The organism is Streptomyces sp. SID5464 (genome assembly GCF_009862985.1).
Lineage (GTDB): Bacteria > Actinomycetota > Actinomycetes > Streptomycetales > Streptomycetaceae > Streptomyces > Streptomyces chartreusis_D.
The window spans coordinates 271,406-297,289 of sequence record NZ_WWIQ01000003.1; the positions used below are offsets into that span (position 1 = coordinate 271,406).

Annotated in this window: 21 protein-coding genes, 1 tRNA gene and 2 pseudogenes; 12 read left to right on the forward strand and 12 right to left on the reverse strand. The window is 69.6% G+C overall.

From position 1 onward, the window contains the following. Positions 1-43: 43 nt before the first annotated feature. The 5 genes and pseudogenes from GTY47_RS03365 to GTY47_RS03385 form a co-directional block, all read left to right on the forward strand. On the forward strand, positions 44-559 hold the full coding sequence (locus tag GTY47_RS03365) for a hypothetical protein (protein ID WP_158688403.1): 516 nt from the start codon (positions 44-46) through the stop codon (positions 557-559). Beyond that, entirely contained in the window at positions 556-972 is a 417-nt protein-coding gene (locus tag GTY47_RS03370; protein WP_010038552.1) for a MerR family transcriptional regulator, read from the forward strand. The genes GTY47_RS03365 and GTY47_RS03370 overlap by 4 nt, the downstream gene beginning before the upstream one ends. A 168-nt stretch (positions 973-1,140) precedes the next feature. Then, positions 1,141-2,799 carry a penicillin-binding transpeptidase domain-containing protein gene (locus GTY47_RS03375; RefSeq protein ID WP_010038554.1) on the forward strand — a complete coding sequence of 553 codons (1,659 nt, stop codon included), beginning with the start codon at positions 1,141-1,143 and terminating at the stop codon, positions 2,797-2,799. Between the two features lie 224 nt (positions 2,800-3,023). Beyond that, positions 3,024-3,749: a hypothetical protein gene (locus GTY47_RS03380; protein WP_010038557.1), complete on the forward strand. Its 726-nt coding sequence runs from the start codon at positions 3,024-3,026 to the stop codon at positions 3,747-3,749. 318 nt (positions 3,750-4,067) lie between these two features. Beyond that, a pseudogene (locus GTY47_RS03385) lies at positions 4,068-4,252 on the forward strand (Dyp-type peroxidase domain-containing protein); the annotation flags it as partial. A gap of 172 nt (positions 4,253-4,424) precedes the next feature. Here the strand turns inward: GTY47_RS03385 and GTY47_RS03390 are convergent. Genes GTY47_RS03390 through GTY47_RS03410 form a run of 5 tightly spaced genes read right to left on the reverse strand, consistent with a single transcriptional unit; the run spans position 4,425 to position 9,873 of the window. Beyond that, positions 4,425-5,888, reverse strand: a complete 1,464-nt coding sequence (locus GTY47_RS03390; protein WP_010038562.1) for an HAD-IA family hydrolase — start codon at positions 5,886-5,888, stop codon at positions 4,425-4,427. Between the two features lie 46 nt (positions 5,889-5,934). Then, the gene (locus tag GTY47_RS03395) at positions 5,935-7,017 is read right to left on the reverse strand and encodes an ABC transporter ATP-binding protein (RefSeq protein ID WP_010038564.1); all 1,083 of its coding nucleotides are present in this window, start codon (positions 7,015-7,017) and stop codon (positions 5,935-5,937) included. Positions 7,018-7,019: 2 nt separating this feature from the next. Beyond that, positions 7,020-7,835, reverse strand: coding sequence for an ABC transporter permease subunit (locus GTY47_RS03400; protein WP_010038566.1), 816 nt, complete (start codon positions 7,833-7,835; stop codon positions 7,020-7,022). Further along, positions 7,823-8,719, reverse strand: coding sequence for an ABC transporter permease subunit (locus GTY47_RS03405; protein ID WP_010038568.1), 897 nt, complete (start codon positions 8,717-8,719; stop codon positions 7,823-7,825). The genes GTY47_RS03400 and GTY47_RS03405 overlap by 13 nt, the downstream gene beginning before the upstream one ends. Continuing rightward, on the reverse strand, positions 8,716-9,873 hold the full coding sequence (locus GTY47_RS03410) for an extracellular solute-binding protein (RefSeq protein WP_010038577.1): 1,158 nt from the start codon (positions 9,871-9,873) through the stop codon (positions 8,716-8,718). The genes GTY47_RS03405 and GTY47_RS03410 overlap by 4 nt, the downstream gene beginning before the upstream one ends. Before the next feature lie 213 nt (positions 9,874-10,086). Between GTY47_RS03410 and GTY47_RS03415 the strand changes: the two genes are divergently transcribed. Beyond that, positions 10,087-10,827 (forward strand): GntR family transcriptional regulator, encoded by a 741-nt coding sequence (locus GTY47_RS03415; RefSeq protein ID WP_010038579.1) that lies wholly within the window; start codon positions 10,087-10,089, stop codon positions 10,825-10,827. Between the two features lie 212 nt (positions 10,828-11,039). Here GTY47_RS03415 and GTY47_RS03420 read toward each other — a convergent pair whose 3' ends face one another. Further along, positions 11,040-11,906 carry an SDR family oxidoreductase gene (locus GTY47_RS03420; protein ID WP_010038582.1) on the reverse strand — a complete coding sequence of 289 codons (867 nt, stop codon included), beginning with the start codon at positions 11,904-11,906 and terminating at the stop codon, positions 11,040-11,042. A gap of 320 nt (positions 11,907-12,226) precedes the next feature. Between GTY47_RS03420 and GTY47_RS03425 the strand changes: the two genes are divergently transcribed. Both GTY47_RS03425 and GTY47_RS03430 read left to right on the forward strand, forming a co-directional pair. Next, a complete protein-coding gene (locus GTY47_RS03425; protein WP_010038583.1) occupies positions 12,227-13,156 on the forward strand; it encodes an AraC family transcriptional regulator in 930 nt (309 codons plus the stop codon). A 138-nt stretch (positions 13,157-13,294) separates the two neighbouring features. Further along, positions 13,295-14,077, forward strand: coding sequence for a hypothetical protein (locus tag GTY47_RS03430; protein ID WP_040903000.1), 783 nt, complete (start codon positions 13,295-13,297; stop codon positions 14,075-14,077). Between the two features lie 112 nt (positions 14,078-14,189). Here the strand turns inward: GTY47_RS03430 and GTY47_RS03435 are convergent, their stop codons facing one another. The 3 genes from GTY47_RS03435 to GTY47_RS03445 form a co-directional block, all read right to left on the reverse strand. After that, positions 14,190-15,227: a HEAT repeat domain-containing protein gene (locus GTY47_RS03435; RefSeq protein ID WP_010038592.1), complete on the reverse strand. Its 1,038-nt coding sequence runs from the start codon at positions 15,225-15,227 to the stop codon at positions 14,190-14,192. A 13-nt stretch (positions 15,228-15,240) separates the two neighbouring features. Continuing rightward, positions 15,241-16,638 carry a M12 family metallo-peptidase gene (locus GTY47_RS03440; RefSeq protein ID WP_010038594.1) on the reverse strand — a complete coding sequence of 466 codons (1,398 nt, stop codon included), beginning with the start codon at positions 16,636-16,638 and terminating at the stop codon, positions 15,241-15,243. Positions 16,639-16,946: 308 nt separating this feature from the next. Further along, a tRNA-Pro gene (locus tag GTY47_RS03445) sits at positions 16,947-17,020 on the reverse strand. Between GTY47_RS03445 and GTY47_RS03450 the strand changes: the two are divergent. Continuing rightward, a pseudogene (locus tag GTY47_RS03450) lies at positions 17,009-17,672 on the forward strand (IS5 family transposase); the annotation flags it as partial. The gene GTY47_RS03445 and the pseudogene GTY47_RS03450 overlap by 12 nt on opposite strands. Before the next feature lie 15 nt (positions 17,673-17,687). On the opposite strand, the gene GTY47_RS03455 reads toward GTY47_RS03450, so the two are convergent. The 3 genes from GTY47_RS03455 to GTY47_RS03465 form a co-directional block, all read right to left on the reverse strand. Further along, entirely contained in the window at positions 17,688-19,625 is a 1,938-nt protein-coding gene (locus tag GTY47_RS03455) for a S41 family peptidase (RefSeq protein WP_010038602.1), read from the reverse strand. 48 nt (positions 19,626-19,673) lie between these two features. Then, entirely contained in the window at positions 19,674-21,590 is a 1,917-nt protein-coding gene (locus tag GTY47_RS03460) for a DNA/RNA non-specific endonuclease (RefSeq protein WP_010038604.1), read from the reverse strand. 683 nt (positions 21,591-22,273) lie between these two features. Beyond that, entirely contained in the window at positions 22,274-22,729 is a 456-nt protein-coding gene (locus GTY47_RS03465; protein ID WP_010038606.1) for a hypothetical protein, read from the reverse strand. Between the two features lie 723 nt (positions 22,730-23,452). Here GTY47_RS03465 and GTY47_RS03470 point away from each other — a divergent pair. From GTY47_RS03470 to GTY47_RS03485, 3 genes are all read left to right on the forward strand, one after another. Then, positions 23,453-23,770, forward strand: coding sequence for a hypothetical protein (locus tag GTY47_RS03470; RefSeq protein ID WP_158688404.1), 318 nt, complete (start codon positions 23,453-23,455; stop codon positions 23,768-23,770). Positions 23,771-24,335: 565 nt separating this feature from the next. After that, complete coding sequence (locus GTY47_RS03480; protein ID WP_010038611.1) at positions 24,336-24,830, forward strand: RICIN domain-containing protein; 495 nt, start codon at positions 24,336-24,338, stop codon at positions 24,828-24,830. Further along, entirely contained in the window at positions 24,827-25,828 is a 1,002-nt protein-coding gene (locus GTY47_RS03485; protein WP_010038612.1) for an SGNH/GDSL hydrolase family protein, read from the forward strand. The genes GTY47_RS03480 and GTY47_RS03485 overlap by 4 nt, the downstream gene beginning before the upstream one ends. The last annotated feature ends 56 nt before the right edge of the window (positions 25,829-25,884 follow it).

Sequence of the window (25,884 nt, forward strand, 5' to 3'; positions counted from 1 at the left end):
GAAGGTGTGGCGGACGCCTGGGCCGAGTAGCCCGGCGTCCTGCTTGAACATGGTCGGTGTCGGGCTGGGCTTGACCCTGCACCGCGGTGCAGGGTGCACCGTTGCCGGCATGACGCATCCCAACCGCCGCCTGCGGACCGACCCCGTCCGGATCGGCGCTCTTTACGACCTCGCCGTCGCGCCCGTGTTCGCGACCCCTTTGACAGCACCGCTCGCCATCGACGGGGTCAGCGCCGTGCACACCGCCCTCGGCCTGCCAGGACGCGCACCGGCCGGATTCGGGCCGGAGCACCTGTTGTTCGTCAACTTCTTCGGCGTCCTGGTGACGATGTGGGCGGTGGTGCGCCTGGTGCGCGCCGACGTCGTGACCGCAGCGGCCGACACCGCTGGACGGGCGGCCTTCGCCTTGCTGATGATGTATGCCCTGACCGCCGGCGTAACGCTCGCGCTCGCGGTCTTCCTCGTGATCGAGATCGGCTTCCTGCTCGCGCAGGGGCGGGAGTTGCTCCGGACACGGCGAGCACGTGCCATCAGCCCCCGAGAGACTGTGAACCCATGACGCCAACCGACGCCGCCCGCGCCGCCGGCGTGCCGGTGAGCACTCTGCGCTACTACGAGCGGCGCGGGTTCCTCTCCCCAGAGCGAGACCCGCACTCCGGATACCGCCGCTACTCGGAGGAGGATGTCCGCCGCGCCCGTTTCGTGCAGCGGGCACAACGGCTGGGATTCGGCATGGGGGACGTCGCGGCGTTCCTGACGCTCTCGGAGAAGGGCGTCGTCCCGTCATCGCGCCTGCGCGCCGTCGTCGAAGCCAAGCTCGCGGACCTCGACTCACGCATCGCCGACCTTGCGCGGATGCGCGAGGCCCTCGCGGCGCTGGCGGACGGTGCCGCAGACGGCGACTGCGCGTGCCCCGTCGAGGCGGCCCTGACCGGGGCGGGACCAGGGACCGGCTCCGCCCCCGGCTCGTGATCAAGCCTGAGGTGACGGGCCGGTGACGGACCGTTTCCCTCATACCCCGGGCCGTCAGCTCGGTCACGGCGCGTGAGCCCCCGGCCGGTGCCGGTTGTCCTATCGATCCGGTAATGATCCACCCAAGATCTGCATATGCGTATATGGAACGTGCATACGATCCGGCGTGTGAACAGAGTTGCGAAGATCGGCCTAGCCGGTACGTGCACCGCGCTGGTCGTCGTCTGCGGAATCGGCGCCTACAACATGGTGCATGCCCTGACCTCCGGTTCCGGGGGTGACGTTCGGACAAAGGCGGCGCGCACGTTCGACGCGTCAGCCGTGTCGAGCACGCCGCCGACGGACGCCGAAGCCGTCAGGTTGACCCGCGCGTTCCTGGACGGCTGGTCCAAGCAGGACCTCGGCGGCGCGGCCGACGAAACCGATCTGCCGGGCACGGCCGCAACGGCATTGCGGGGATACACGAACGGCCTGCACCTGAAGAAGCTGTCGTTCGATCACATTCACTCGGTGGGGCCCTCGACGGTCACGCAGGGCGCCACCAAGGTCACCTTCGACGTCACCGCCCAGGTCGCGGGCGGCACGTGGAACTACCCCAGCGCGGTGGCGGTGCGGAAGAGCACAGACGGTGTGCTGGCGGCCCACTGGAACAACTCGGTGCTCTACCCGGGCCTGGGCGACGACCAGTCGCTGACCGCAGGCAAGCTGCCGGCCGACACCACCACCGTGAAGGTGGTCGCCGGCGACGGAAAGACGGACCTGTCCGCCTACCCGTCCCTGCGGGACATCACGACGGTGATCCGCAAGAACGCCAAGCCCACAGGCGGAACACCCGGCACGGGCGTGGCCGTGGTCGACGGTACCGGCGCGGGCGTCAAGACGCTGAAGGTCTTCTCCAAGGGGCGGGCTGCCGTCGTGAGGACCACGATCGACGCCCGTCTTCAGTCGGTGGCCGAAACCGCGGTGAAGGACGCTCATCTCCAGGACCGGCCCGCAGGGACGGTGGCGCTCGACTGGCGAACCGGCCACATCCTCGCGATCGCGCACACGGGCGCGGACGGCGACATCGCCATCAACGGCATCAAGTCGCCCGGCTCCACCATGAAGATCATCAGCTCGGCGGCCCTGTTCGACCAGGCGGGTCTCACACCGAGCAGTCCGGCGCCCTGTACGGACTCGCTCATGGCCGACAGCCAGCTGTTCCACAACGACCCGGGAGTGAGGGCCGACCCCGGCTCCACGATCGCCCAGGCGTTCAGGGTGTCCTGCAACACCTCTTTCATCAAGGACGGCTTCCACTACCTCGTGCATGACGGAGACGCCTCCGCCCTGCACGACGAGGCGGTGAACGTCTTCGGCATGGGCAGCTGGTCCATCGGGGGCGGTGTCGCCACCACCGACCCGAGCATCCCGCCGGACATCGAGGGCGGTGACCAGGCGGCCCAGTTCATCGGTCAGGGCAAGGTCACGGCCACACCGCTTTTCATGGCCTCGGTGGCGGCGACCGTACGCAACGCGGGCTTCGAGCAGCCGATCATCCTGCCCGGGCAGCACCAGGACACCGCGTCCCGCCCCATCTCCGCCCGCACGGCCGGCTATCTGCAGTCGATGATGCGCAGTGTGGCCACCAGCGGCACGGCGGCACCGCGCCTCGCCGGACTGGCGGGCGTCGGCGCCAAGACGGGCACCGCGGAGGAAGGCGACCACACCAACGGCTGGCTGACGGCGTACGACTCCCGCATCGCCGTCGCGGCGCTTGTGGAAGGCGGCAGCTCCGGCGTGGACTCCGCCGGATACGTCGTGCACGACCTGCTGTCCGTGGAGTAACCCGCCCCGAGCCAGGTGGCCGGTGTGTTTCGGCACCGCTCTTGACCGAGCCTTGGCTGATCACACATTCGTTCGTGGCCGTAGGTGCTTTACAGTCCGGCCGGGCCGCTGACTTCCGGGCCCCGCCCGCTCGTTCCCGGACGCATCCTCGATGGTGGGATGCAAGCAGTCCCGGCCCCCCCACTTCGGCGTGGCGCACTCTGTACCTCTCTTCAAGGACCTCCATGCGTCTGTCGTCCCGTGCCTTGACGGTGCTCGCCGCTGCGGCACTCCCGTTGGCCCTGGCCTCCTGCTCGTCCGCCTCGTCCGCCGATACGTCCGCGGCCACCGCACCGGCCAAGCCCAAGGACCCCAACGCCGGTCTGCTGACGGGCACACAGCTGAAGAAGGCCCTGGCTCCCGCGTCGTACTTCCCGTCCGGCTTCGCCGCCGACCCCGGCCTCGCCCGGGACACCGGCGACACCTACCAGGCACCGGCCACCAAGAGCGCCACCAGGCCGCACTGCGCCGATCTCGCAGCCACCAGCTGGATCAGCCTCACCGGCGTGGAGGGTGTGTCGTTCGCACAGGACTCCCACATCAACAAGAACACGTCCGCCGAGCTCGACCAGGAGATCGACGTCTACCGCGGCACTACGGCCGCGGACGTGATGAAGGACGTGGCGAAGGTCGCCGCCGCGTGCCCGAGCTACACCGACGCCGACACCCACAGCACCGTGAAGGTCACCGGCGCCTCCACGACCGGGCTCGGAGACGAGGCGTACACCATCACGCTCACCGACAGTGCCTGGGAAAGCGGCACCACGCTGATCGCCGCCCGCGCGGGCACGGCAGTCGTCAGCGTGCTGTCCACGGACGGCGGTGACAACGGTGCTGCGAGCGCCAAGAGGCTCGCACAGCACGTCCTGGCCTCTGTGAAAAGAGTGAGCGACACGGCCGGCCAAAGCTGAACCCGCTCGCGCGGCGCCGTCCGGTGGAACCGGGAGGGAACTCCTGGTCATGGGTTCCCATGGACGACCGTTCGAGCAAAGGCTCGTGCCTAGCATGACGCGGTCACGAACGGTACGACCCGGGGAGGCCGGAATGGTGTGTTCCGGCCTCGGGCGAAGGTCGCCGCGTCTGTGGGGCGTCATCGGTCTCGCCGAGGACACTGTGCAGTTCCCCACCCGGTATGCCGATCTGCCGGTCGCGAAAGGAGGTTGGACCGCGCACAGGGCACTCTCGACGGCTTCCGCCACGGGGACGGGTGGATGCCTCTCACCCGACTGAGCCTCTTCGACGACCGCTTCGGCCTCGGCGGGTCGGGCCCCGCCGTCTGACCGCGATGCCTTCCTTCCCCGACCACGACCTCCAGCCGGACTGGTGCCGCGGCGACCTCAGCCTCCAGTTGCACGCCGACGACCCTGACACCGTGCTGCACGCCCTGCGTGACATCGCGCGGCACACCCCGGGGCGGAATGCGGGTTCGCCGGCGCCACGGAAACCTACCTGAATCGGCGCCGCAGGCAGCGGGCAACCGCTTGACGCCACCGATGTGACTCGGCGCGGCGCGGTGTTTCCGGCTGTCGTCGTCGGGCGCGGTCGGGAGCGGCTCCACCCGACGCCGTGATGACGGACGCTGCCGGTCACTCCGCGCGGAGCAGGGTGAAGGCCGTGAGTACCGCGGCGTGGTCCGATGGCCAGTCGTTGTCGGTGACGTCGGGCCACGCGCGTGGGGTGCCGCTGACGATGGTGCGGGAGTCGAGGACCTTCAGGCCCTGTCCGTTGTGGAGGACGTAGTCGATGCGGTCCTGGGGCTCGGGGCGGCCGCTGCCGTCCTCGTGTTCGGGGTGGACGGGGGACCAGGTGTGGCCGGGGTCGGTGGCCGGGTCGGGGTGGGCCTCGCGGTAGGAGTCGCGCAGGCCGGCCTCCTCGGCGGCCTGTGTCACCGGCCATGCGACGTCCGGCCAGTCCAGGTGGGAGGGGGTGTTGAAGTCCCCGGTGAGAATCACGGGCGTGGTGTCGGCGGCCGACCGCGCGATCCATCGCAGGGTGTCCCGCATCTGCGCGAGCCGGACCTCCTCGTGGGCGATCAGTTCGGCCGCGGGGAGTCCGTCGAAGGCTGCTTCGTAGGGGCCGTAGGGCGTGTGGTGGAGGTGGGTTGTCCAGACGTCGACCTCATGAGCCTCGTCGACAAGGATGCGGGCGCCGGCCGCGCCGTAGAAGCCGACGCCGGGGTCGCCGAGGCGGGCGATGATCGGGTGGCGGCTGATGACGCCGAGATTCTGGCCTGCCGCGTGGTGGTGCCAGCCGAGCGCCTCGGCGAGTTCCCGGGCGGCGCTGCCACCTGTTTCCTGCAGGCCGACGACGTCGGCCCCGGTGTCCAGGATGACCTTGAGCTGCTTGGCCCGGTGGTCGTCCACCTGCGTCCCGCCGTGCCAGAGGTTCCAGCTGAGCACGCGCAACTCGCGGGGCAGCATGGCGCGCAGCCGCTGCGGGGTGACCCCTTCGAGGCTGTCCAGCACCGTCCGCCCTGCCGCCCTGGCGATCGGCGCCAGGGACGGCACCGCGAGCACCGCGCAGCCGGCGGCCTCGGCAGAGATGACGCCCGTCTGGGTGTCCTCGACGGCCACACATCGGGCAGGGTCGGCGGCGAGGGCATGGCATGCGGCGAGATAGGGGTCGGCAGCCGGTTTGGTGCGCACGGTGTCGTCGGCGGTGACGGAGACCGCGAAGCGGTGGGTGCCGAGGGCGGCAAGGACGGTGTCGGCGACAGCTCGGGGGGAGGCGGTGACCAGGGCGGTCGGAATACCGTCGCGGGCGAGGGCGTCGAGGAGGCCGATGGCACCGGGGCGGGGCACGATGCCCGTGTGGACGCGGTCGCTGAACTCCCGGTGCAGCGCGGCGGCGAGCTCGGCGGGCGGCCGGCCCGTGGCCGCGGCAAGCCACGCGGCGGTGTGCTCGACCGGCCGGCCGAGCACCTCCGGCTGGTCCGCCGTGGTCAGCTCCCGGCCCGCGACCTGTTCCACCGCCTCCCACCACAGCCGCTCGGTGTCGACGAGCGTGCCGTCCATGTCGAACAGGACAGCCTGGAGCGGGAGTCGAGTCACGGTTCTCTCTTTCTCTCTTTCCGGTGGGGGGCTTGTGCGATGAGCTTCAGCGTTCGGCCACCAGCACCGGCCGATCGGGCAGCGACACTCGTACGGTGGTCCCCACGCCGAGCGCGGCGGCCTCGTGGGTGGGCAGGTCGGCCTTGACCTCGGTGCCGTCCGCGAGCCGTACGGTGAGACGGGTGGCCGCGCCGAGGAAGGCCGCGGCAAGCACGCGGGCGTCGCCGTGCTCGTCCGCCGCGACATGGACCGCTTCGGGCCGCACCAGTACGTCCACCTCCGGCGTCGCGGGTGCCTGCCCGTCGACCGGGAGCCGCCGGCCGAGGACCTCGACGGTCGTGCCGTGCAGCCGCCCGGGGATCCGGCTCATGGTGCCCACGAACTCGGCGACGAAGGCGGTGGCGGGGCGGCCGTACAACTCGGCCGGGGGAGCGCACTGTTCGAGCTTCCCGGCGCGCATGACCGCGACCCGGTCGGCCATGGACAGGGCCTCCTCCTGGTCGTGTGTGACGAACAGGGTGGTGATGCCGAGCTCCTGCTGGAGGCGGCGGATCTCCTCGCGCAGGGTCAGGCGCACCTTGGCGTCGAGCGCCGACAGAGGTTCGTCGAGCAGCAGGACGCGCGGGCGCAGGGCGAGAGCGCGGGCGAGTGCGACGCGCTGCTGCTGCCCGCCGGAGAGCTGGTGCGGGAAACGGCCGCCCTGGTCGCCGAGGCCCACCAGGTCGAGCAGCTCCGCGGCCCGCTCCCGACGTTTGCCGGTACTCACCTTGCGCATGCGCAGCCCGAAGGCGACGTTGTCGACGGCGTTGAGGTGCGGGAAGAGGCTGTACGACTGGAAGACCATTCCGGCGTCGCGGCGGTGGGCCGGGACGCGGGTGACGTCCTGGCCGTCGACCAGCACGGCACCGGCGTCGTGTTGCTCGAATCCGGCGAGCACGCGCAGGGCGGTGGTCTTGCCGCAGCCGGACGGGCCGAGCAGCGCGAGTAGCTCGCCCGGCCGCACGGCCAGGTCGAGTCCGTCGAGGGCGACGGTCGAACCGAACTCGCGGCGCAGGCCCCGGAATTCGACGGTGGCGGCCTGGCCCGTGGCGGTTGCCTTCTCGGGCGGGCCGGCGATGGTGGCGGTCATGTTCATCCCCGGGAGGAAGCGGTTCGGTTACGCCCGCCGACGCCGGCGAGTGCGAGGAGCAGTGCCCAGGTGACGAGCAGGCTGAGCACGGAGACGGCGACGGACAGCTGGGCCTGCGAACCGCTGACGTTCACGATCCACACGGCGAACGGCTGGAAGCCGAGCAGCTGGGCGACGGTGAACTCGCCGAGCACCAGCGCCAGGGTGAGGAAGGAGGCGTTGAGCAGCGCCCCGCGCAGATTCGGCAGCACGGCCTGGACCAGCGCCTGCGTGCGGCTCGCACCGCAGCTGCGGGCCGCCTCGACGAGGGTGCGTACGTCGATGGCGCGCAGCCCGGCGTCCAGCGCCCGGTACACGAAGGGCAGCGCCATCACGACGTAGGCGAGGACCAGCACGAACGGGAAGCCGGGGTTCTGGATCGCCACGAAGGTCTGGAACAGCGGGGTGCGCGAGAGGTGGTCGGGCCCCCACTTCAGGACGGTGCCGATGCCGGCGACGAACGCGATCGGCGGCACCACCAGCGGCAGGGAGCAGACCACCTCGACGACCGGCCGCAGTGCGGGTGCGCCCAGCCGGAGCGCGACCACGGCGGGCACCATCACAAGCAGGACGAGCACGATGGTGGCGGCGGCCAGCTCCAGGGAGAGAAGCAGGCTGGAGCCGAAGCCGCCGGTGGAGAGGATCCGCGTGTAGGCGTCGAAGGTGAAGCCCTGGCCGGGGACGTCGATGGTGAAGACGACGGACGCGGCCAGCGGCACCAGGAAGTACAGGCCGGTGCAGGCCAGGACGCCCCAGCGCCACAGGTTCAGGCGAGCCATCGCGCGCTCCTCCGTTGCAGGGGCAGGTACACGGCCATCACCAGGGCGGCGACGAGGACCATGTCGAGGCTGAGGGCCAGCGCCACGTTCTCCTGGCCGACCAGCACGTTCCCGGACAGGGCGTCCGCGATCTGCAGGGTGACCAGCGGCACGGAACTGCCCACCATGGCCGCGGCGGTGGCGTACGCGGCAAAGGCGCTGCCGAACAGCAGCACCAGCCCGCCGAGCAGCGAGGGCGCGAGGACCGGCAGGGCCACGTGCAGCCAGTACTGGAGGGTGGTGGCGCCGTTGTTGTGGGCGGCCTCGCGCCACTGGGAGCGCAAACCCTCCAGGGCCGGGGTGATGGTGAGGACCATCAGCGGGATCAGGAAGTACAGGTAAACGATCACCAGGCCCCAGAAGCTGTACAGGTCCCAGCCGGCGGCCGTCAGCCCCAGGTGCCGGGTCAGTACGCCCGCGTTGCCGAGCGTCGCGACGAAGGCGAAGGCCAGCGGGACACCGCCGAAGTTGGCGAGCACACCGGACGCGGTGAGCACGGCCTCGCGCAGCGCGCGGAACCGGGAGGTCACCACGACCTGGGCGAGCGGCAGGCCGACGGCGGCGGCGATGGCGGCGGAGACGGCGGACAGCTTGATGCTGCCGAGCAGTGCGGTCAGGTACGGCCCCCGCAGCGAGGCCGTCATGTTGGCCAGGCTGTAGGTCGCGGCACCGGTGGCCTGGTCCTTCACGGTGAACGCGCCGTTCAGCATGGCCACGGCGGGCAGGCCGAAGGCGATCGCCGTGAAGACGAGCAGCGGAAGGACGGAGAAGAGGCCGGGGGCGCGGCCCCGCCGCCGCATCGAAGCGACGGGCGCCGCACCGGCCCTCGGGAGGGTGGCGGTCATCCGGAGACGGCCTTCCCCCAGCCCTCGGCGAGGGCCGTCTTCGCCTTGTCCTGCTGGGCCTCGGTCGGGAAGGCGGGCGTACCCGAGACCTTGGGCAGCTTGGCGGCGGCCGTCTTGTCGAGGGTGCCGGCCTTCTCCATGGCGGCCATCAGCGCGGGACGGGCGTATCCCTTGAGCCACAGGTTCTGGCCCTCGGCGCTGTAGAGGTACTCCTCCCACAGGCGGGCCGCCGCCGGGTGCGGGGCGTCCTTGTTGATGGCCTGGGAGTAGTACTGGGCGAACTTGCCGTCGCTCGGGACCGTCACCTTCCAGTCCAGGCCCTTGGAGTCGAACTCGTCGGCGTATCCGGCGTTGAGGTAGTCCCAGTCGATGCTGATGGGCGTCTCGCCCTTCTCGACGGTGGCCGGCGTCGACTCCACGGGCGTGTAGTTGCCGTTCTTCTTCAGCTTGGCGAAGAAGTCGAGGCCGGGCTGGATGTTGTCGAAGGAGCCGCCGTTCGCGAGTGCGGCCGCGTACACGCCGGCGAAGGCCGACCCCGACTTGGTGGGGTTGCCGTTGAGGGCGACCTGGCCCTTGTACTGCGGCTTGAGCAGGTCCTTGAAGGTGGTCGGGCACTGCTTGACCCGCTTGGCGTCGCAGCCGATGGAGATGTACCCGCCGTAGTCGTTGTACCAGCGGCCCTGGGTGTCCTTCTGTCCCTCGGGGATGTCGGCGAAGCCCTGCACCTTGTACGGCGCGAGCAGCCCCTGCTGGGCCGCGCTGAGCGCGAAGGAGCTGCCGAGGTCGAGGACGTCCGGGGCGCGGTCCTGGCCCTTGCGCGAGGTGACGGCGTTGATCTCGTCCTGGCTGGAGCCGTCCGGGTTCTCGACCTGGACCTTGATGCCGTACTTCTTCTGGAAGCCGTCGATGAGGGCGCCGTAGTTGGCCCAGTCCCGGGGCAGTGCGATGGCGTGCAGCGTGCCCTCCTTCTTCGCCGCGGCGACCAGCTTGTCCATGCCGCCGAAGCCGGCTGCGGAGGTGACGGTCGCGGCGCTCTTGCCGTCGGCGGTGGCCGACGCGTTGTCGGGGGCTGCGCCGCAGGCGCTCAGGGCGAGCGCGGCGACGACGGCGAGGGAACCGCCAAGGACGGCTGTTCTCGGCAGGGACTCGGACACGGCTGCTCCAGGGGACGCGCGAGGGATGAGAAGGCAGGGAGTGACTTGTCTGAACAAGTTGGCCCCAAGTAGGCCCGCCCCAGATGTCCTGCCCGTGAACTCCGGCACAAGGTTTCCCCCAGATTTGCTCTGTAGTCGCACCCGGAACGAAGCCCCGCCGGAACTCGATTAGGCTGCTCACGCTGTGCACAGCGGCCGACTCAGAGGGGAAGCATGACGGCGCGACACGAGCAGATCGCCGACGAACTGCGGCGAGCGATCGACCGCGAGGAGTACACAGTCGGCAGCCGACTGCCCGCCGAGACCGAGCTCGCCGCCCACTACGGCGTCTCGCGCGGCACGATCCGCCAGGCCGTAGCCGCCCTGACCGCCGAGGGCCTCATCGGCTCCCGCCAGGGCGCCCGCCGCGTGGTGCTGGCCGGCCGCCGCAGCCAGAGCTTCGCGGAACTGCGCAGCTTCGCCCAGTGGGCGCGCGCCATGGGTCGCGAGGCGACCGGACGTGTAATCGCCCAGGACTACCGCCCGGCGACGGCCCACGACGCAGTACGCCTGCAACTCCTCGAGCGCACCCCGGTGTTGCACGTCCTGCGCGTGCGCGGCCTGGACGGCGAACCGGTGCTGCTGGAACGCACGGTCTACGCGGACTGGATCTCCCCGGCCGTCGAGACGATCGAGCCCGACTGCCCCTCGGTCACCCAGCGCCTCTACGACGACACAGGGCTGGTCTTCGCCTACGGCGAGCACGTCATCGACGCGGTCGCGGCCGGTGCCCAGGACGCAGAACTGCTCGGCATCCGCCGGACCAGCCTGTTGCTCAGGGTCCGCAGGGTCACGACCACGCGCGAAGGGCGCCCCGTGGAGTGGTCGGACGACCGCTACCGCTCGGACGCCGTGAGCTTCAGCGTGCACAACTCGACGGGGAACAACGCGTTGGCGCGCAACACGGCGGGTTAGCCGGCGTACCGCCCGTCATGGGGGGGCACTTACGCCGGGGGCATTCCCGTAGGCCTGTTCGTCGTCGTCTCGAACACGCGCTAGGAGGCGGCGAGCCCCTGCGTCACGCGCGTGCGGACGGGCCTGACGACAGGGCCGACGGTGTGCAGGACCGGCCGGGCCGCCGGCGGGTGGATCACAACTCACGCGATGACGTCCGACGGCGGTGTGGGTCATCCTCCTGCGGTGCGGACGACCTCGGCGAGGGGCGTGGCGGGGTGGCCGGTGAGGCGGGGTACGGCGTCGCTGACACCGTCGAGTTCGCCGGACGCGATGGCGGTGTAGGTGGACACCCAGGCCTCCAGCTGCCACGGCGGGGCGCCGTAGGAGGCGCGGGAGGCGAAGGCCTCCTCGACCGTCTCCTGCTGGTAGGTGACGGGGCGTCCGAGCTGCTCGGACAGGATCCCGGCCGCTTCGTCCAGGGTGAGGGACTCGGGCCCGGTCAGGTCGTAGGTGAGGCCCGCATGGTCGTCGGGCCCGGAAAGCACCGCGGCGGCGGCGTCGGCGATGTCGTCCTGGCCGACGAACGCGGCGCGTCCGTGCCCGGCCGGGCCGCGGATGACACCGTCCTCGCCGACGAGGTCGGGGACGAACTCCGCGTAGAAGTTGTCCCGGAGGAAGGTGTACGCCAGGCCGCTGGCGCGGATGTGCTGCTCGGTGTGGAAGTGGTCGCGCGCCAGGGTGAAGGTGGCGCTGGGTGCCGCACCGTAGAAGGAGACGTACACCAGGTGCTGGACGCCTGCCTCCGACGCGGCGTCCACGAACGTCTTGTGCTGGGCGAGCCGGTCGGCGCTCTCGGAGGCGGAGACCATGAAGACGGTGCGGGTGCCGGCGAGGGCCTCACGCGCGGCGTCCTGGTCGGCGTAGTCGCCGCGCACGGGGACCGCCGCGGTCAGCCGTGGAGCGCGTGCAGGGTTCCGGGTCAGGAGTTTCTGCGGGACGCCCCGCTCGGCCAGTCGCCGGGCGACGCGACCGCCGAGTCGGCCGGTGGAGCCGGTGACGACGGTCGTGGGGACGGTTACCTCGGATACCTGGGACATGTCGTGACTCCGAAAGGGACGTCGGGAGCGAACCGGATGAGGCAGGTCCGAGGGGTCTGGCGTACCAGGCTCTCCATGGGCCACGCGGATCACGCCGGGAGTATTGAATCCGGCACAGATCTCCAGCACGAGCAAGGTGCCGTCCGTGGGCGCGACGCGGTCGCGCAGTAGGGGTCGAAGACGTAGGTCAGCCGCGCCCTCTCTCCTGTCGTCGCCATGTGCCGTCCTTTCCGATTTCCGCCAGGGAGATGTTCCGTTTCCGCAGCGGCACGACCAACGTACGAAGACAGCGCTCGGAAAGCCGGATAAACTTCCGACTGATGATGGCCAAAAACCGACACCACTCCGTGCGTGAGGTCCCCGCAGTCGCGTTCGCCGCGCCCGCGGGCACTCCCGCCGGTGTCGAGGTCATGTCGCTGGCCGAGCTACGGCGGCGCGTCTCTGAGGGCACCCTCGTGCGACCCCAGCGCCCCGACTTCCATCACCTGCTCACTCTCACCGCGGGCGACCTCCGGCACGTCGTCGATTTCAACGGCTACGCCCTGCGGCCGGGCTCCTGGCTGTGGGTGCGCCCGGGGCAGGTGCATCAGTGGGGCGACCTCGCCAAGGCCGAGGGCACTCTGATCCTCTTCCAGCAGGACGTGCTGGACCCGGCCACGGCGACGGCCGCCCGGGTCGACGACCCGCACGCCCCGGTCGTCATCGCCCCCGTCGCCGCCGACGCCGGGGCGGTGGCCATGGCCGCGGAACACCTGAGCGGCGAGTTCCAGGCGCTCGGTCGCCTGCCTCTTGAAGTGCACATCGCAACCCTGCGTCACCTCCTCGCCGTCCTGCTGCTGCGGCTGGCCCATCTCACCGTCCCGGTCGGCGGCCCCGCTACGGAGCCGGACGAGACCTACGTGCGGTTCCGTGACGCGGTCGAACGGCACTTCACCGCCACTCGACGGGTGGAGGACTACGCCCGCATGCTCGGCTATTCGGGGCGCACCCTCGCCCGGGCGACCCTGGCGGGCGCTGGGCTCGGCGCGAAGGAGTTCATCGACCGCCGGGTCGTGCTGGAGGCGAAGCGTCTGCTGGCGCACGGCGATGAGACCGCCGCCCAGATCTCGGACCGCCTCGGTTTCGTCACGCCCTCCCAGTTCAGCAAGTACTTCATGCAACGCACGGGCCGTTCCCCGATCGACTTTCGCCACGGGGCCCGGGGTCGTGCCGAGGGCCCCGGACCGTCGGCGGCCCTCGGCCAGGAGTGAAGGCACCGCGCAGTTGACGATTCCATCTGGAAGCTTCGTTGCAGCAGTCCGTGACACGGAGCCCGATCGCCCTCGGTCACCCAGCGTGCGCGCGGGAGCCTGCCGGACGACAATCAGCCCGTGAACCGGTACCAGCGGATGCTCCACCACGCGTGGGACCGGCTCGCGGCCTACGAGCTCATCCGGCGCGCTCGTGACCTGGAGCTGATGCACCGGGCCATGGGGTTTGCCACCCTCGCCCTGGTCACGCTGGCGCCACTGCTGATCGTCGTGGCCGCGGCCGACCCACTGGAACGGGGAGGTTTCGCGGCCTGGCTGGTGGACGGCATGGGCCTGTCCGGACGGTCGGCCCAAGCGGTGACGGAGATCATCAGTCCGCCGCGCAAGGTGATCGGCACCACCAGCGTGTTGGGTGGGATCGCGCTGGCCGTCTTCGGAGTGACGTTCGCGGGCAGCGTGCAGAACGCCTACGAGCGCATCTGGAATCTCTCTCCCGGCCGGTGGCACCGCATCTGGCGGCAGGCGCTCTGGTTGGTCGCGCTGACGGCCTATCTCTACCAGCAAGAGAAGACACAGACCGCGCTGCACGGCTGGCAGCGGATCGCCCTGTCGACGGTGACGGGCGTGCTGTTCTTCTGGTGGGGACAGCACTTCCTCCTGGGCAACCAGGTCCGCTGGCGCGACCTGCTGCCTGGCGCGGTCGCCACCATGATGGCCCTGGGCGGGCTGCGCGCCTTCTCCTATTTCGTCTTCACGCCCCTCATCGTGACCAACGCGATCAGTTACGGCACTGTCGGCGTCGTGCTCGTGGTGGAGTCCTGGCTCATCGGTGTCGGGTTCGTCTTCTACGGGGGTGCCCTTTTCGGTCGATGGTTCTGCGAGCACCATTGGCACGCCCGAGGCGACGCTGCGGGGGCTTGAGCGCGCAAGGCCGCAGCGATGCGGTCGCCGCATGACGGCAGCGGGCTCGAGCGGGCTCACGCGGCGGAAGTGTCGGCGAGGTCTGCCACCCGTGCCATGGCGTCGTCGTTTGTCACTCCTCGACCGGCGTCGGCGCCTTCGCGGGCAGCGCGCGCCCCGTGGTGAACGCGAACTCGGTGAAGCCGTCCCGCCCGCACACGCCGGTGATCGTCGTCTCTACGGCGCCCGGACCGCGCACCGCCGCGAGCTCGAACTCGATGCCGGTCTCGGAGCGCGTTCCAGAACCGACGTACCGGGCCGGCCCACTCGGGTGGTGCACCGCGATGTGGAGGCCCGAGGCGCCGTCGGGGTGGCACAGCACGATCATGCTCGTGTGATACGACCCGTCGACGGGCGCCCTGCTCGCGACCAGCCCGGCGACCGCAGGACGTTCCAGCCTGGAATACGGTGCGAAGACGTCGGCGTTCACGATCACCGCGTAGGTCCGCGCCCCGCACCGGACCGTGGTGACCGGGCTGCTGTCGAGCGGTAGCCCGTAGTTGTCGGACGCCACGTCCGCCGCCACCTTCGACGCGGTGCCGACCGGGGCGGGCTCGGCCTGCCCCACCTCGGCGGGCTGCGGTGGAGCCGGCGCGGGGAGGACGTCCTCCGGGCGGACGCCCGGCAGCTCGAACCCCGTGCGGCCGAGCCGGTACGCCACGACCGACCTGGCGAAGGCGACGTGATCGCGCAGGTCCGCCGGTGCGTCGTCGAGCATGTCGGTGAGCGCGGGAACGGCCTGCTCGGCTCCGATCCGTGCCAGCCCGGCCACGATCTTGTGCCGGACGACCGCGGACGGCTCGTCCGGCAGGGCCGCCAGCAGATCGGTTTCGGCGGTGCCGTCGGTCCTGGACAGCAGTGTCGCGCCAGCGGCGCGGACGGTGTCGTCGGCGTCGCGGTCCTCCAGCGCCGCACGGAACAGCTCCCCGCCCTCCGCGGTGCCGGTGAAGCACGAAAGGGCCTTCACGCGCAGCGCGGCACGCGACTCGCCGCGCGCGATAGCGGCCAGCTGGGCGCTGTCGTCCGGCGGGAGCTGTGCGACCGAGGCCGGGTCGGGGGTGTGCTCGCCGCGCAGGATCTGAGCCACCGGTGGAGACAGTTCGCTTGACATGTCCGCTCCTACTTCATATGTGGACGACCATGCAGTGCTTCTTCATCAGGTCGCCCTGCCAGGCGAGGATCCTCGTGTTGCTGTTGGAGGAACCGTTGTTCCCGATGAAGTTGTCCGCGTCCGCGATGTGGTCCAGGCCGAGATAGTGGCCGATTTCATGCGCGAACGTGTTCCCGCTGTTGCCGAGATCGCCGTTGAGCGAGACCACGGCTCCGGTCATCACACTGCCACCGGCGTTCTTGTCGCACGGTCCGCCGACCGCCGACCAGCCGTCGGCGCCGTTCATCGAACGCACCACGAACACATCCAGCGCGGCGTTCGGTACGGTCCACCCGTCCGTCAACTGTTCGGCTTCCGCCGCACTGTCGATGATCTCCAGCGCGCCCGCGTCCGCCGCGGAGATGACGTAGCGGCGTACTGTGCCGACATTGAAGTCGGCCTGGCAGTAGATCTGCCGCGTGGCGGTGAGCGAGTTCAGCATCTGTTCGATGTTCGCCGCGGTGAAATTGTCGCGCCCGACCGAGATGAGGTTGACGTCGATCGTCGGGATCCGTGGCACCCACCACCGCTGCCATACGTTCGCGTCCAGTCCGCGCGCGAAGACCTGTTCACGCTGCGCGCTCGTCGACGCCAGCGCGACCTCGGCGGTGATCGCGCCGTCGGCGTGCCGGCCCCAGGGATGCCAGTTGTTGTCGTACCAGGCGAGCTGCCACAGGCCGTCGTCGCTACCGCGCACATAGACGTTGGCCACCTGGGGATTGCGCGAAATGGTGCTCGGACCACCGCGGAAACCCCCGGAGGGGGCGCCGAGATTGAAGTACCCCGACCAGCCGGGCCCCGCCTGCCAGAACTTGTGGTGCACGTTGCCGTCGGTGCCTCGGACGAAGACGTGCTCGTGGTTGGGTCCCATCGATCCGGCGGTCGGATCGGAGGCGAGCACCATACCGTCGTTGTGCCGGGCCCACGGGTGCCAAGTGCTGTTGTACCAGGGGAGCTGCCACAGCGCGTCGTCGTTTCCGCGCACGTAGACGTTGGCCACCTGGGAGTTCCGCGAAACCGTCGCCGGACTGCCCTTGAATCCCCCGGGCGGCGCGCCGAGGTCGAAGTAGGGCGACCAGCCCGAGGCTGCTTTCCAGAACTTGTGGTGCAGATGTCCGTCGGCTCCACGGACGAACACGTGCTCATGGTCGATTCCCATGGACGCGACGGCGGGCGACGAGGTCAGCTGCATGCCGTCGCCGTGCCGCCCCCAGCCATGCCACTGCACCCCGAAATAGGCACGCTGCCACAGCGCGTTGTCGGTGCCGCGCACGTAGATGTTGGTGATGCCGTCGCTCCTTGCGACCGAGGCGGGGCGGCCGACGATTCCTCCGGACGGTGCGGACATCGGGATCCACGCACTCCAGCCCATGAAACTCACCTCAACTCGGGAAGAACCCATTCGGCTTGGAGTCAGGCGTGAAAAATCAGGGAAGACATGAGCGAAATGCTGATGCGAGCCCCTTTGGCTGGTGGAACGGGCCAGGAGGAAGGGTGACGGTTCAACCTTCTGCGGGTGACCGCACGGGACATCGAATTTCCGCTACCAGCGTCGCTCTCGCAGCGCCCTCTCGCAACTTGCCCGGAGAGCGGCGTGGGCGTATCCGGGCCGGGGATAGTTCGGGCCATGACGAAGGGGCCGTTCTCCGGAACGGTCCCTTGACTCCCGACTCTCACGAGCCGGGACGACAGGATCTGAGCCTGCGCCCCCTTGACCCCCAGTCAAGTGCGCTACCAAGCTGCGCAACGTTTCGGAGCGGTTCGGGCCCTGGCAGACCGTGCACGGACGCTTCGCGCGCTGGGCCGCCGACGGAACCTTCGACCGGCTTCTGGCCGCAGCCCAGGGACGGGCGGAGGTGGACTGGCTGGTCGCGCTCGACTCCACGATCGTCAGGGCCCATCAGCACACGGCTGCCAAAGGGGGCTCGAGGAGCGTGGGCCCGGACGCTCCCACGGCGGGCTGACCAGCAAGATCCACCTGGCCTGCGACGGGGCCGGCCGCTGTCCTTCACGGTCACGGCCGGCACCCGCAACGACTGCACCCAGGCCGAGACGGTCGTCGACAAGATCCGTGTCACGCAGCCCGGGCCGGGACGGCCTCGCGTCCGGCCTGAGCGGGTAGTGGCCGACAAGGGCTACTCCGCTCGCTCCTTCCGCGCCTACTCGCGCAGACGCGGAACCAAGGCGACCGTCCCCGAGCGGGTCGACCAGCTCGCGGGCCGCCGTCGTCGCCGCGAGCGTCCCTGCGGCTTCGACAGGTCCCTATATCGCCGCCGCAACGTCGTCGAACGCTGCTTCCACCGCCTCAAGCAATGGCGCGGCATCGCCACCCGCTACGACAAACAGCCCGGCCGCTACCTCGCCGCCATCACCCTGGCGAGCACCCGTATCTGGCTCGATGCGTGATCGACAAGACGCTGCCTAGGGCAGGTCCCTCGTCGTGCTCGCGACCAGGCGGCCGACCTCGAATCCCTCCAGGTGGGCGGTGTGTGCGGAGGCTGCGCCGGGGACCAGCAGGTCCGCCTGGCCGCCGGTGAGGTCGACGGACGCGCGGGGGCGCTGGTCGAGGTAGACGTCGACGCGGTCGACGTTCTCCGCCGCGAGCTTCAGATGGAGCGCGCCATCGGCGGGGGAGGCCTCCGTGATCGCCACGGCGTGCGGAGTCAGACCCTGGAGGAGTCGGCCCGCGTGGTCCAGGAGATCGGTGTTGTCCTCCAGCAGGTCGCGGCGCGTCATGCGATGCAGCTCGTCGGGGACGATGCCCAGGTCCTCCACCGGCGTGCCCGAGTTCGGGCCGACCCGCAGCGTGCGGCGTATCGACACCCGCATCCCGGCGCCCCTGGGCAGGAGCCTGTAGGGCGTGCTCGGGTCGTCCGCCAGGAACTCGGACAGCAGGTCGTGCGTCCAGACGTTGGCGCCGCCTGCGCCCGTGTTCTCGGCGGTGCCGAGCACGGGGCCGATGCCGTGGTCCTGGAAGCCCGCCGCGAAGATGTCCGTGGCCGAGTAGCAACGGGCGTTGGTGATGAGCACGACGGGCCCGAAGTACTGCTGCCCGATGGCGTTGGCGCCGTTCTCGGGGCTGATCGGGAAGGCGCCGGAGTAGACCGAGCCGGTCTCGACGGCCTGCTCCATGGACGGCACCCAGGGGCCCAGATCCAGCCCCGGTCCGCCCTGGAACCGCCGGCAGATCCGCAGATTGAGCGGGGTGTTGACGAACTGCACCGGCTCGGGGGTGATCCGGCGCGGTGTCAGCGTCTGCAGGGTGAACTCCGCGGCGTGGATGTGCCCTCCGCCGTTGTCCCGTACGTCCACGATGAGACCGCCCTGCGGCAGTTGCCGGATGAGCCGCACGAACTCGGCGACGAACGAGCCGGGGCTGTTGACGTTGAACGTGAAGATACGGATGTGGCCGAACGTTCCGGACTGCGTGGTGACGGCCCGGGCCCGGAACACCTTGGGCATGGTGGTGGCGATCTCGCCCGCCCCCAGGTCCGGCAGGGCCTCGTTCGCCTCGGCCGCCCGTTCCTGGGCGACCACACTGGGCGCGAACAGCAGCACCTTGGCCCGCTGGGTCTCGTCGCCGTCGAGGTCCAGGCCCTGGAACACGGCTGTGTCCCGGTCGGCGGAGACGAACGAGGGCAGGTTCTCCACGATCTGCCAGCTCTGCCGGAGTTCCCGGGCCGTTCCGGAGCGGTCGATGTAGCTGACCGTCACCCACTCCTCCAGCGGCGGGAGGTGGATGACGAGCGGCCGCACCGTCAGCGACTGCACGCCCCGGCTGCGCCGGGCCGCCGTGTTGCTGCCGGCGAACCGGGCGGCGTTGAGGTCCACGGCGTCCAGGATGGGGATGCCGCTCCAGTGGGTGATCTCGACCCCCGGCTCGAACCCCGGCGCCGAGAAGCCGCTCACCACATGGGTGACGAGGAACCTGGTGCGGTCCTGCTCCGTGCAGGACTCGACCAGGAACGGCAGGAAGGCGATCTTGCCTTTGAAGGGGTCGGGCAGCAGGTAGTTGGTGTGCAGGTCCCGCACCGAGTGGAATATCTCGGACATCTCCGCGTGGAACTGCCACTCCCTCGGCATGCTCTGCGGTGTCTGCCGCTCCATGCGCCGGCGCAGCAGCCGCAGCCGCTGGACCGGGTTGACCGCGTGCATAGCGGTCTTCAGCGGCAGGTGGACGTAGTTCTGCTCCAGCAGCACCACGGCCTGGTCGACGAGGAGCCGACGGTCCTCCAGGGACAACTGGCCGGCGTCATGCAGGAAAGCGGGCAGGGGAGCCGCAGCGAGCAGGTGGTCGCGTACCGGTTCCGCCGTGTTCTGGAGGAAGTCGGGTGTGTTCTCATGAACCGATTGGGTCATGGCGATGCGCCAGTCCTTCGTGATGTCTGATCGGGGCTTTGAAGGGCGTCAGCCCCACTGGATGTCGGCCGTGCTCTCCAGCGGCGGGCGGTCCGCCGCCGCCTCGGGCAGATGCAGGGTGTCGCCCTTGTGGAGAGCGGCGGGGAAGCGCAGCCGGGTGCGGTCCTCGACCTCGCCGAGGGTGACCTGGAAGACCCGGAACTCGTCCAGTTCCAGCGCTTCGAGCTGGTCCAGGTTCTGGGTGAGCAGAAACGCCCTGGCCTTCAGTTCGCCGTTCTCGGTGAAGGCGATGACCTTGTAGAACTCCCGGGGTATGCGCACGTCCCGGTAGGGCCGGTCGTCGTCCTGGAAGACCGGCCCGCCGAAGACGCTGATCCTCAGGTCGTCGACGTCGACATCGGCGAAGACCGCGTCCTCCAGAGCGCCCCACACCCCGTTCTTCGCGCTCTGGTTGAAGTCGTCCATCTGCGGGGTGATGTTGGTGTAGAAGAACGAGTCGGTGTTGGCCTTGCGCGCCTCCGGCAGGCTGCCCCAGAGCAGGTCGGCGCGGCGGGCGATGTGCCCCCGGTCGAGCCGGTTGGCCTGGTACAGCTCGTTGCCGACCTGTGCCGTGCCGGGCAGCCGCCCGTCCTTGACGAAGGGGATGCCGCTGCGGCTGAGCTTCTTCAACGAGCCGCCGTCGACGTTCCAGGCCACCCAGAACGGGAAGCGCCTCTTCTTGTTCAGGGTGAGGGAGAAATGCGTGTACGGGATGACCGGCGAGCCGTCCAGAAGGGCGGCGTCCCGCGCGAGGTCGGCGTCCAGCTCCGGGGTCTCGACCCGTGCGCCGAGGAAGTCGGCGTCGTAGCCGGCGATGATCTCCAACTGCTCAGGCGCCGGCTGACTGAGGGTGATGTCGAGCTTCTCGAACACCGATGTCGACAGGCAGGCAAGGGCGTGCTCGTCCGGATCGCCGGTGCCCTCGCCGGCGAAGTGCAGCCCGGCCAGCACCGTGCTCACCCGGTCGTCGCCCTCCTTGAACAGCCACACCGCGCCGGAGTCACCGCCGCTGCTGACCTCACCTTCCGCCGACGGGTGGTCGGGGTCCGGGCCGATCTCGAAGCACCCGATGGTTTGCAGGCCCGTCACACCGCCGTAGTTGATCTTCGCTATGGTGTCGACGCGGCGGACGATGCCATGGGTGACCCCGGTGGACCGGCCGCTCTTGACCACCTTGTCGCCGAGCTCGGGTTCCCCCAGGGCCCGGGGGGCGACGTCCAGTTCTAGGATCTCCGAAAGGAAATCGCGGTCCTCGATGGTCGCCACCGCGCAGTCCCCGGCCACGCCGAGGTGGGAGCGCTTGAGCACGCCCATCCGGTTGCGGTCGATGCGGTTGTCGTCCCGTGTGCCGGGCTGCACGACCTCGATCCCCAGCTCGCCGAACGGCCCGTGCAGCACGTGCCAGTTGCTGAGCACGTACGGTGTGCCGTCGGCCCGGTCGAACACGAGGCAGCCGATGGTGCCGGCCGACACCGTCACCGCGCCGACGCTCGCCCCGGGCCGGATGGGATCCAGCCGGCTCTTGCGCGTCGGGCTCTCGACCTCGGCCACCATGTGGAAGCTCGGCTTGTAGGTGCGCTCGATGACATCGGTGGGCACCTCGACGCCGTCGACGGTGATGGTGGCCGGGATCAGCGAGGTGCCCAGGGACTCCAGTGCCTCCGGCTCGGCCTTGGTCGCCACGGTGAACTGCAACGCCACTTCGCCGCCCGGCTGATCGCCGGTCGTCTTGCGACCGACGCCCACCGAGGTGATGTTCGGATCCTCCAGCAGGTGCGGGCCCCGGACGCGGATGTACTGCCGCAGCGACGAGATGAGGTCATCGTCGGCGGGTGAGCCCTTCTTCGCCGAGGCCGCCTTCGACGCGGACTTTGGTTGCGTTGTCTTCGAGGCGGTCTTCTTCGTGTTCGTGGTTCTGGCGGCCATGCGGGCCACATCCCTTCGGGGGCGAGAGGGCATGGGAGGGGCGCCGGGGGAGTGTGGGCGGCACCGGCGAGTTGGGGCCGCGCGCAGTCGCGGTCCGGGGCGGCGACGCTCACCGCTCAATGGGGAGTCTTCCGGTCGCGATGGCCTGTCCGACCGCGACTGCCGGTGCGCTGACACCTGAGCCACTTGGAGTTTCTCTGTGAATCCGACGTTCGAGAAGTCGCCAAGGGGTGGTTTCCTCCCTCATAACCATGATGGTCGAGGGCCGCGAAGGGGCAAGTTGACATTGGGGCCTACACGGTTCTCCAACGCGGCAGATTCCCTCGGTCAACTACTTCCAGTGAAGCGTCAAATGTTGAATTGAGACCGCAGTGCTGGATATGCAAAATCAGCACTGTGGGAAGATTACGCGGCGCACCAGGAAGAAATTGGCGAGGGACAGAAGCGACGTGCGAACGGACTGCTTGAGCCGGAGCCGCGTCGAGCGGCGCCGGCCAGCCTCCTCGCCGACCTGCATCCGGCGTAACGGCGCAGCCGCGGGTGCGGTCACACGGAGGAGTCCTCCGTAGAAGAGGTGTTCCACGCCCTGGCGAACCGCTAGCCGGCCCTCAAGCGGCATGGAACCGAGGATCGGACGAGGAGAAATGCGGCGCCATGACCACCGGCCGGGTCGGATGCGGCCATCAAGCGTCGGCCTGCTCCGTGAAGTGCTGGAGGAGGGCTGCCTGGATGTGCTGGAGGAACAGGGTGTTCTGCTTGATCTGGGACAGCCGCGTCGTGGCGTGGGCGGCGTACTCCGCTCCTTCCACGGCCGAGGCCAGGAGAAAGGCGGCGAGTACGTCGACACCACGCGCAGTGTCCGCGAACTGGCCCACGGGGACCAGACGGCGGTCGAGCGGGACGGCGTCGTCGGCGACCACGTCGGTGACCAGAGACGGCTGCCAGCGGTCGGCGTTGTTGAGCGAGTGATGGGTGTCGAACCGGACGGTGACCGTCTCACCGGCGGGCACGTCGACGCTGTACGAGCCGTCGTCGTTGGTGTAGGCACGGTCGATGAGCGTGAGGTCCGGGCGGTAGACGCTGACCTTGATCATGAAGATCGGCTCGTCCCCGGTGATGGCTCGCACATGCCCGTGCATGAGAGTCTCCTCCCGGGCGCGGCCGAAGTCGACGAACGCAAGTCTGATTGAAGTGCAAACTTCTGAGGGCCGTTCAGGCGCACCTGATTCCAGGCTCGCCCCGTGCGCAGACCATGTCAATTTCAGCGGGGCGCCCGTCCGCGCTGCGCAGAACCTCCGACCGTACGCCCATGACGTCGAGGAGCGCGGGGGTAGCCGGGCCGGTGCGGACCGTCGACGACCCGGACCAGGCCCGCCCTGGATCGTCCGTGACCTGCGGACGGACGAACGCCGACGGCAGCAATGACACGCGAGCCCGCAGGCGGTCAGCCGGGTGATCAGCTCGGCGACCCGGGTGGCCCGGGCCGTGGTGCCGGCCACGAAGTCGACGAACGTCTCAACCCAGCGCCACCCGCTCGCCCCGCAGCAGCCGGTAGCTGCGCGTTACCTCGGACGCGCCGCTCACGGCCCGCCCTCCGCTCAGCTGACCTGCGCGAGGCATGCGAGCGTCATCGGATCGTTCTTGAGGCACGCCGTCGCGGAACCCGTCGGGGTCATCACGAGGTGCCGCCATGGGCAGCCCCTTGGCGACGTACGGCACCTTCGTGCCGGTGCACCTGAGTGAACCGGCACGTCCCAGCCCCTGGACCAAGTGGGACTGGGACGGAGTCGGATAGTGAGGAGGAAGGTCAGGTAACCCTCCTGGTGACGGCGCCAAGAAAACCCGCCGGTACGCTCCCGGTCATGACCGCATCTCCGACGGGCTCCGGGGCAATCCGCCCGACCGCATTGTGGGCCGTCTCCCTGTCCGCGCTGGGCGTCTTCCTCTGCACCTTGGCGCTTTGCTGGGTGAACGCGTACGTCGTGAATGACGACCTGCCGAACACCTGCGGCGACTTGCGTCGGCAGAGCTTTCCGCCGGAGGTGGCATGCGCGTCCGTGGACGGCACGCTCACCGGTGCGAACGCTGGCTGGATCGAGGCCCTGTTCTTCGCCTCGCTCGTGGTGTTCGTGCTGCTCGCGAGCATGCTGCTGGCGCTCGCGTCCGTCCGCAGGAAGTGACGCGTGCGGCCTAGGTCGTGTTTAGAAGTCCCCGTGGAAGAGGGAGCGGCGTTCGGTGCGTGCTCTGGGCGTGCCGGGCGTCGAGACGCCCTGGTCGAGCACGGCTTCGCGCACCTGAAGAACTGGCGCCGGCTGGCCAAGGTCCGCACCGACCCGAAGTGGGCGACCTCACTGGTCGAGGGCTCTGCTCGTCCTCACCGACCAGAAAGTGGGCCGCTGACCGATGATCTCCACGCCAGACTCCCGCCCCCGATCGGCGCGAGCACGCCCCGAGCCGTTCACACCAGACCCGTGACTTACAACTTCACGATCTACATCGATCAGTGAGGGTGGGGGCGGTACGACCCGATGTCGCGGCTCGATGACATCCGTCGGTTCGGTGGTGCGTGCTGCCTGTTGATCTATTTCATCCCCTTCAAATTGGTTGACATTCAGGGGTGGAATGTCGGACGTTCAGCCGTGACCCACCGAGGCGCCACAGGGCCGGAGAGATGGCACGCAGATGACTTTCAGAGACAGGAACTCGAAGCCGGGGCGCGGGAGGCGCCCGGCGGCGCCTGCCGCGGTGACGACCCTGCCGGCGGCTCCGCCAGCAGGGCTGGGCGCGACCGGGACCGCGCAAGCGGCCACGGTGGACGCGGGCTCGTGGTGTGAGCTGATCAACCAGGGGAGCGGCAAGGCGCTGGACATGTCCGGCGCAAGTACTGCTGAGGGAACCGCCGTTCAGCAGTGGACCCGCAACGGCGGTGCCCATCAGCAGTTCCAGTTCGTCGACTCGGGCGACGGCTACTACCGCGTCAAGGTCCAGCACTCGGGCAAGGTACTCGACGCCCACGGCTGGTCCGGCGCCGACCACGCGGACATCGTGCAGTGGGACGATACCAACGGCTCGAACCAGCAGTTCCGGCTGGAGGACTCGGCGGACGGTTACGTTCGTCTGAGCAACCGCAACAGCGGCAAGGCCGTCGAAGTCCGGAACGCTGCCACCACGGACGGTGCCAAGGTTGTGCAGTTCACCGACTGGGCGGCGCCGACCAGCAGTGGCAACTGGTCCCCGTGAAGAGCGTCTCGGAGCAGGTGCACACCGCAGGACGGGTCAAGGACCTGGGGAAGACGGTGCAGTTCAGCTGGCCCGGGGTGTACTTCGAGGGCCGCTTCCGCGGGACCGGCCTCGGGGTGGTACTCGACTGCGCGGCCGCCGACTACGACGTCCAGGTCGACGGGGCCACCGTCGCCACCCTGGTCACACCCGGCGACACCACGCACTGGATCAACGGCCTGAGGGACGGCGAGCACACGGTCCGGGTCGTCAAACGCAACGACACGCCGGGAGACACCAGCACGTTCGGAGGCTTCGTCGCCGCGCCCGGGGGCGCCGTACTGAGCAAGCCGGCGCCCCGGGACCGCCAGATCGAGTTCATCGGGGACTCCATCACGGTGGGCTACGGCAATGTCTCGGGCACCCGCGACTGCAATCCGGAGCAGCTCAAGCGGAACACCAACACCGACGTGAGCCACGGCGCCCTCACCGCCCAGCAGCTGGACGCCGATTACCAGATCAACGGCTTCTCCGGCCTCGGCATGGTGCGTAACGTCGCCGGCATCTGCCCGGACGTCACCTACCGGACCTACTACGACCGCGCCCTGCTGAACGTGGACGGCGACGTCTGGCAGAACCCGGGGACGTGGCGCCCCCAGATCGTGGTGGTCAACCTCGGCTCCAACGACTTCTCCGACCTCACCCCCGGTGAACCGTGGACGCCCGACAGCCTCGCGGCCGCCTACCGCACCGCCTACGGCGAGTTCCTCCGGAAACTGCGGACTCGCTACGGTGTCGGCACCACCCTCGTGGCCGTCGGCTTCGACAGAAACGCCGAGCATGTGCGGCAGGTGGTCGAGGCGCGCAACGACGCCGGCGACAGCGGGGTCCACTACTGGTTCCTCGATCAGTCGGGCCTGGACTTCCTCGGATGTGACGGGCACACCTCGGCTCACGACGACCGGGTGATCGCCGACCGCCTTGCCCCGTTCCTCAGGAGCCTGCCGACGGGATGGTAAGGGACATGGTCACCCGTGAACCGGGCCAGGGACTGCTACCTCCCGCCGTCGCCTCC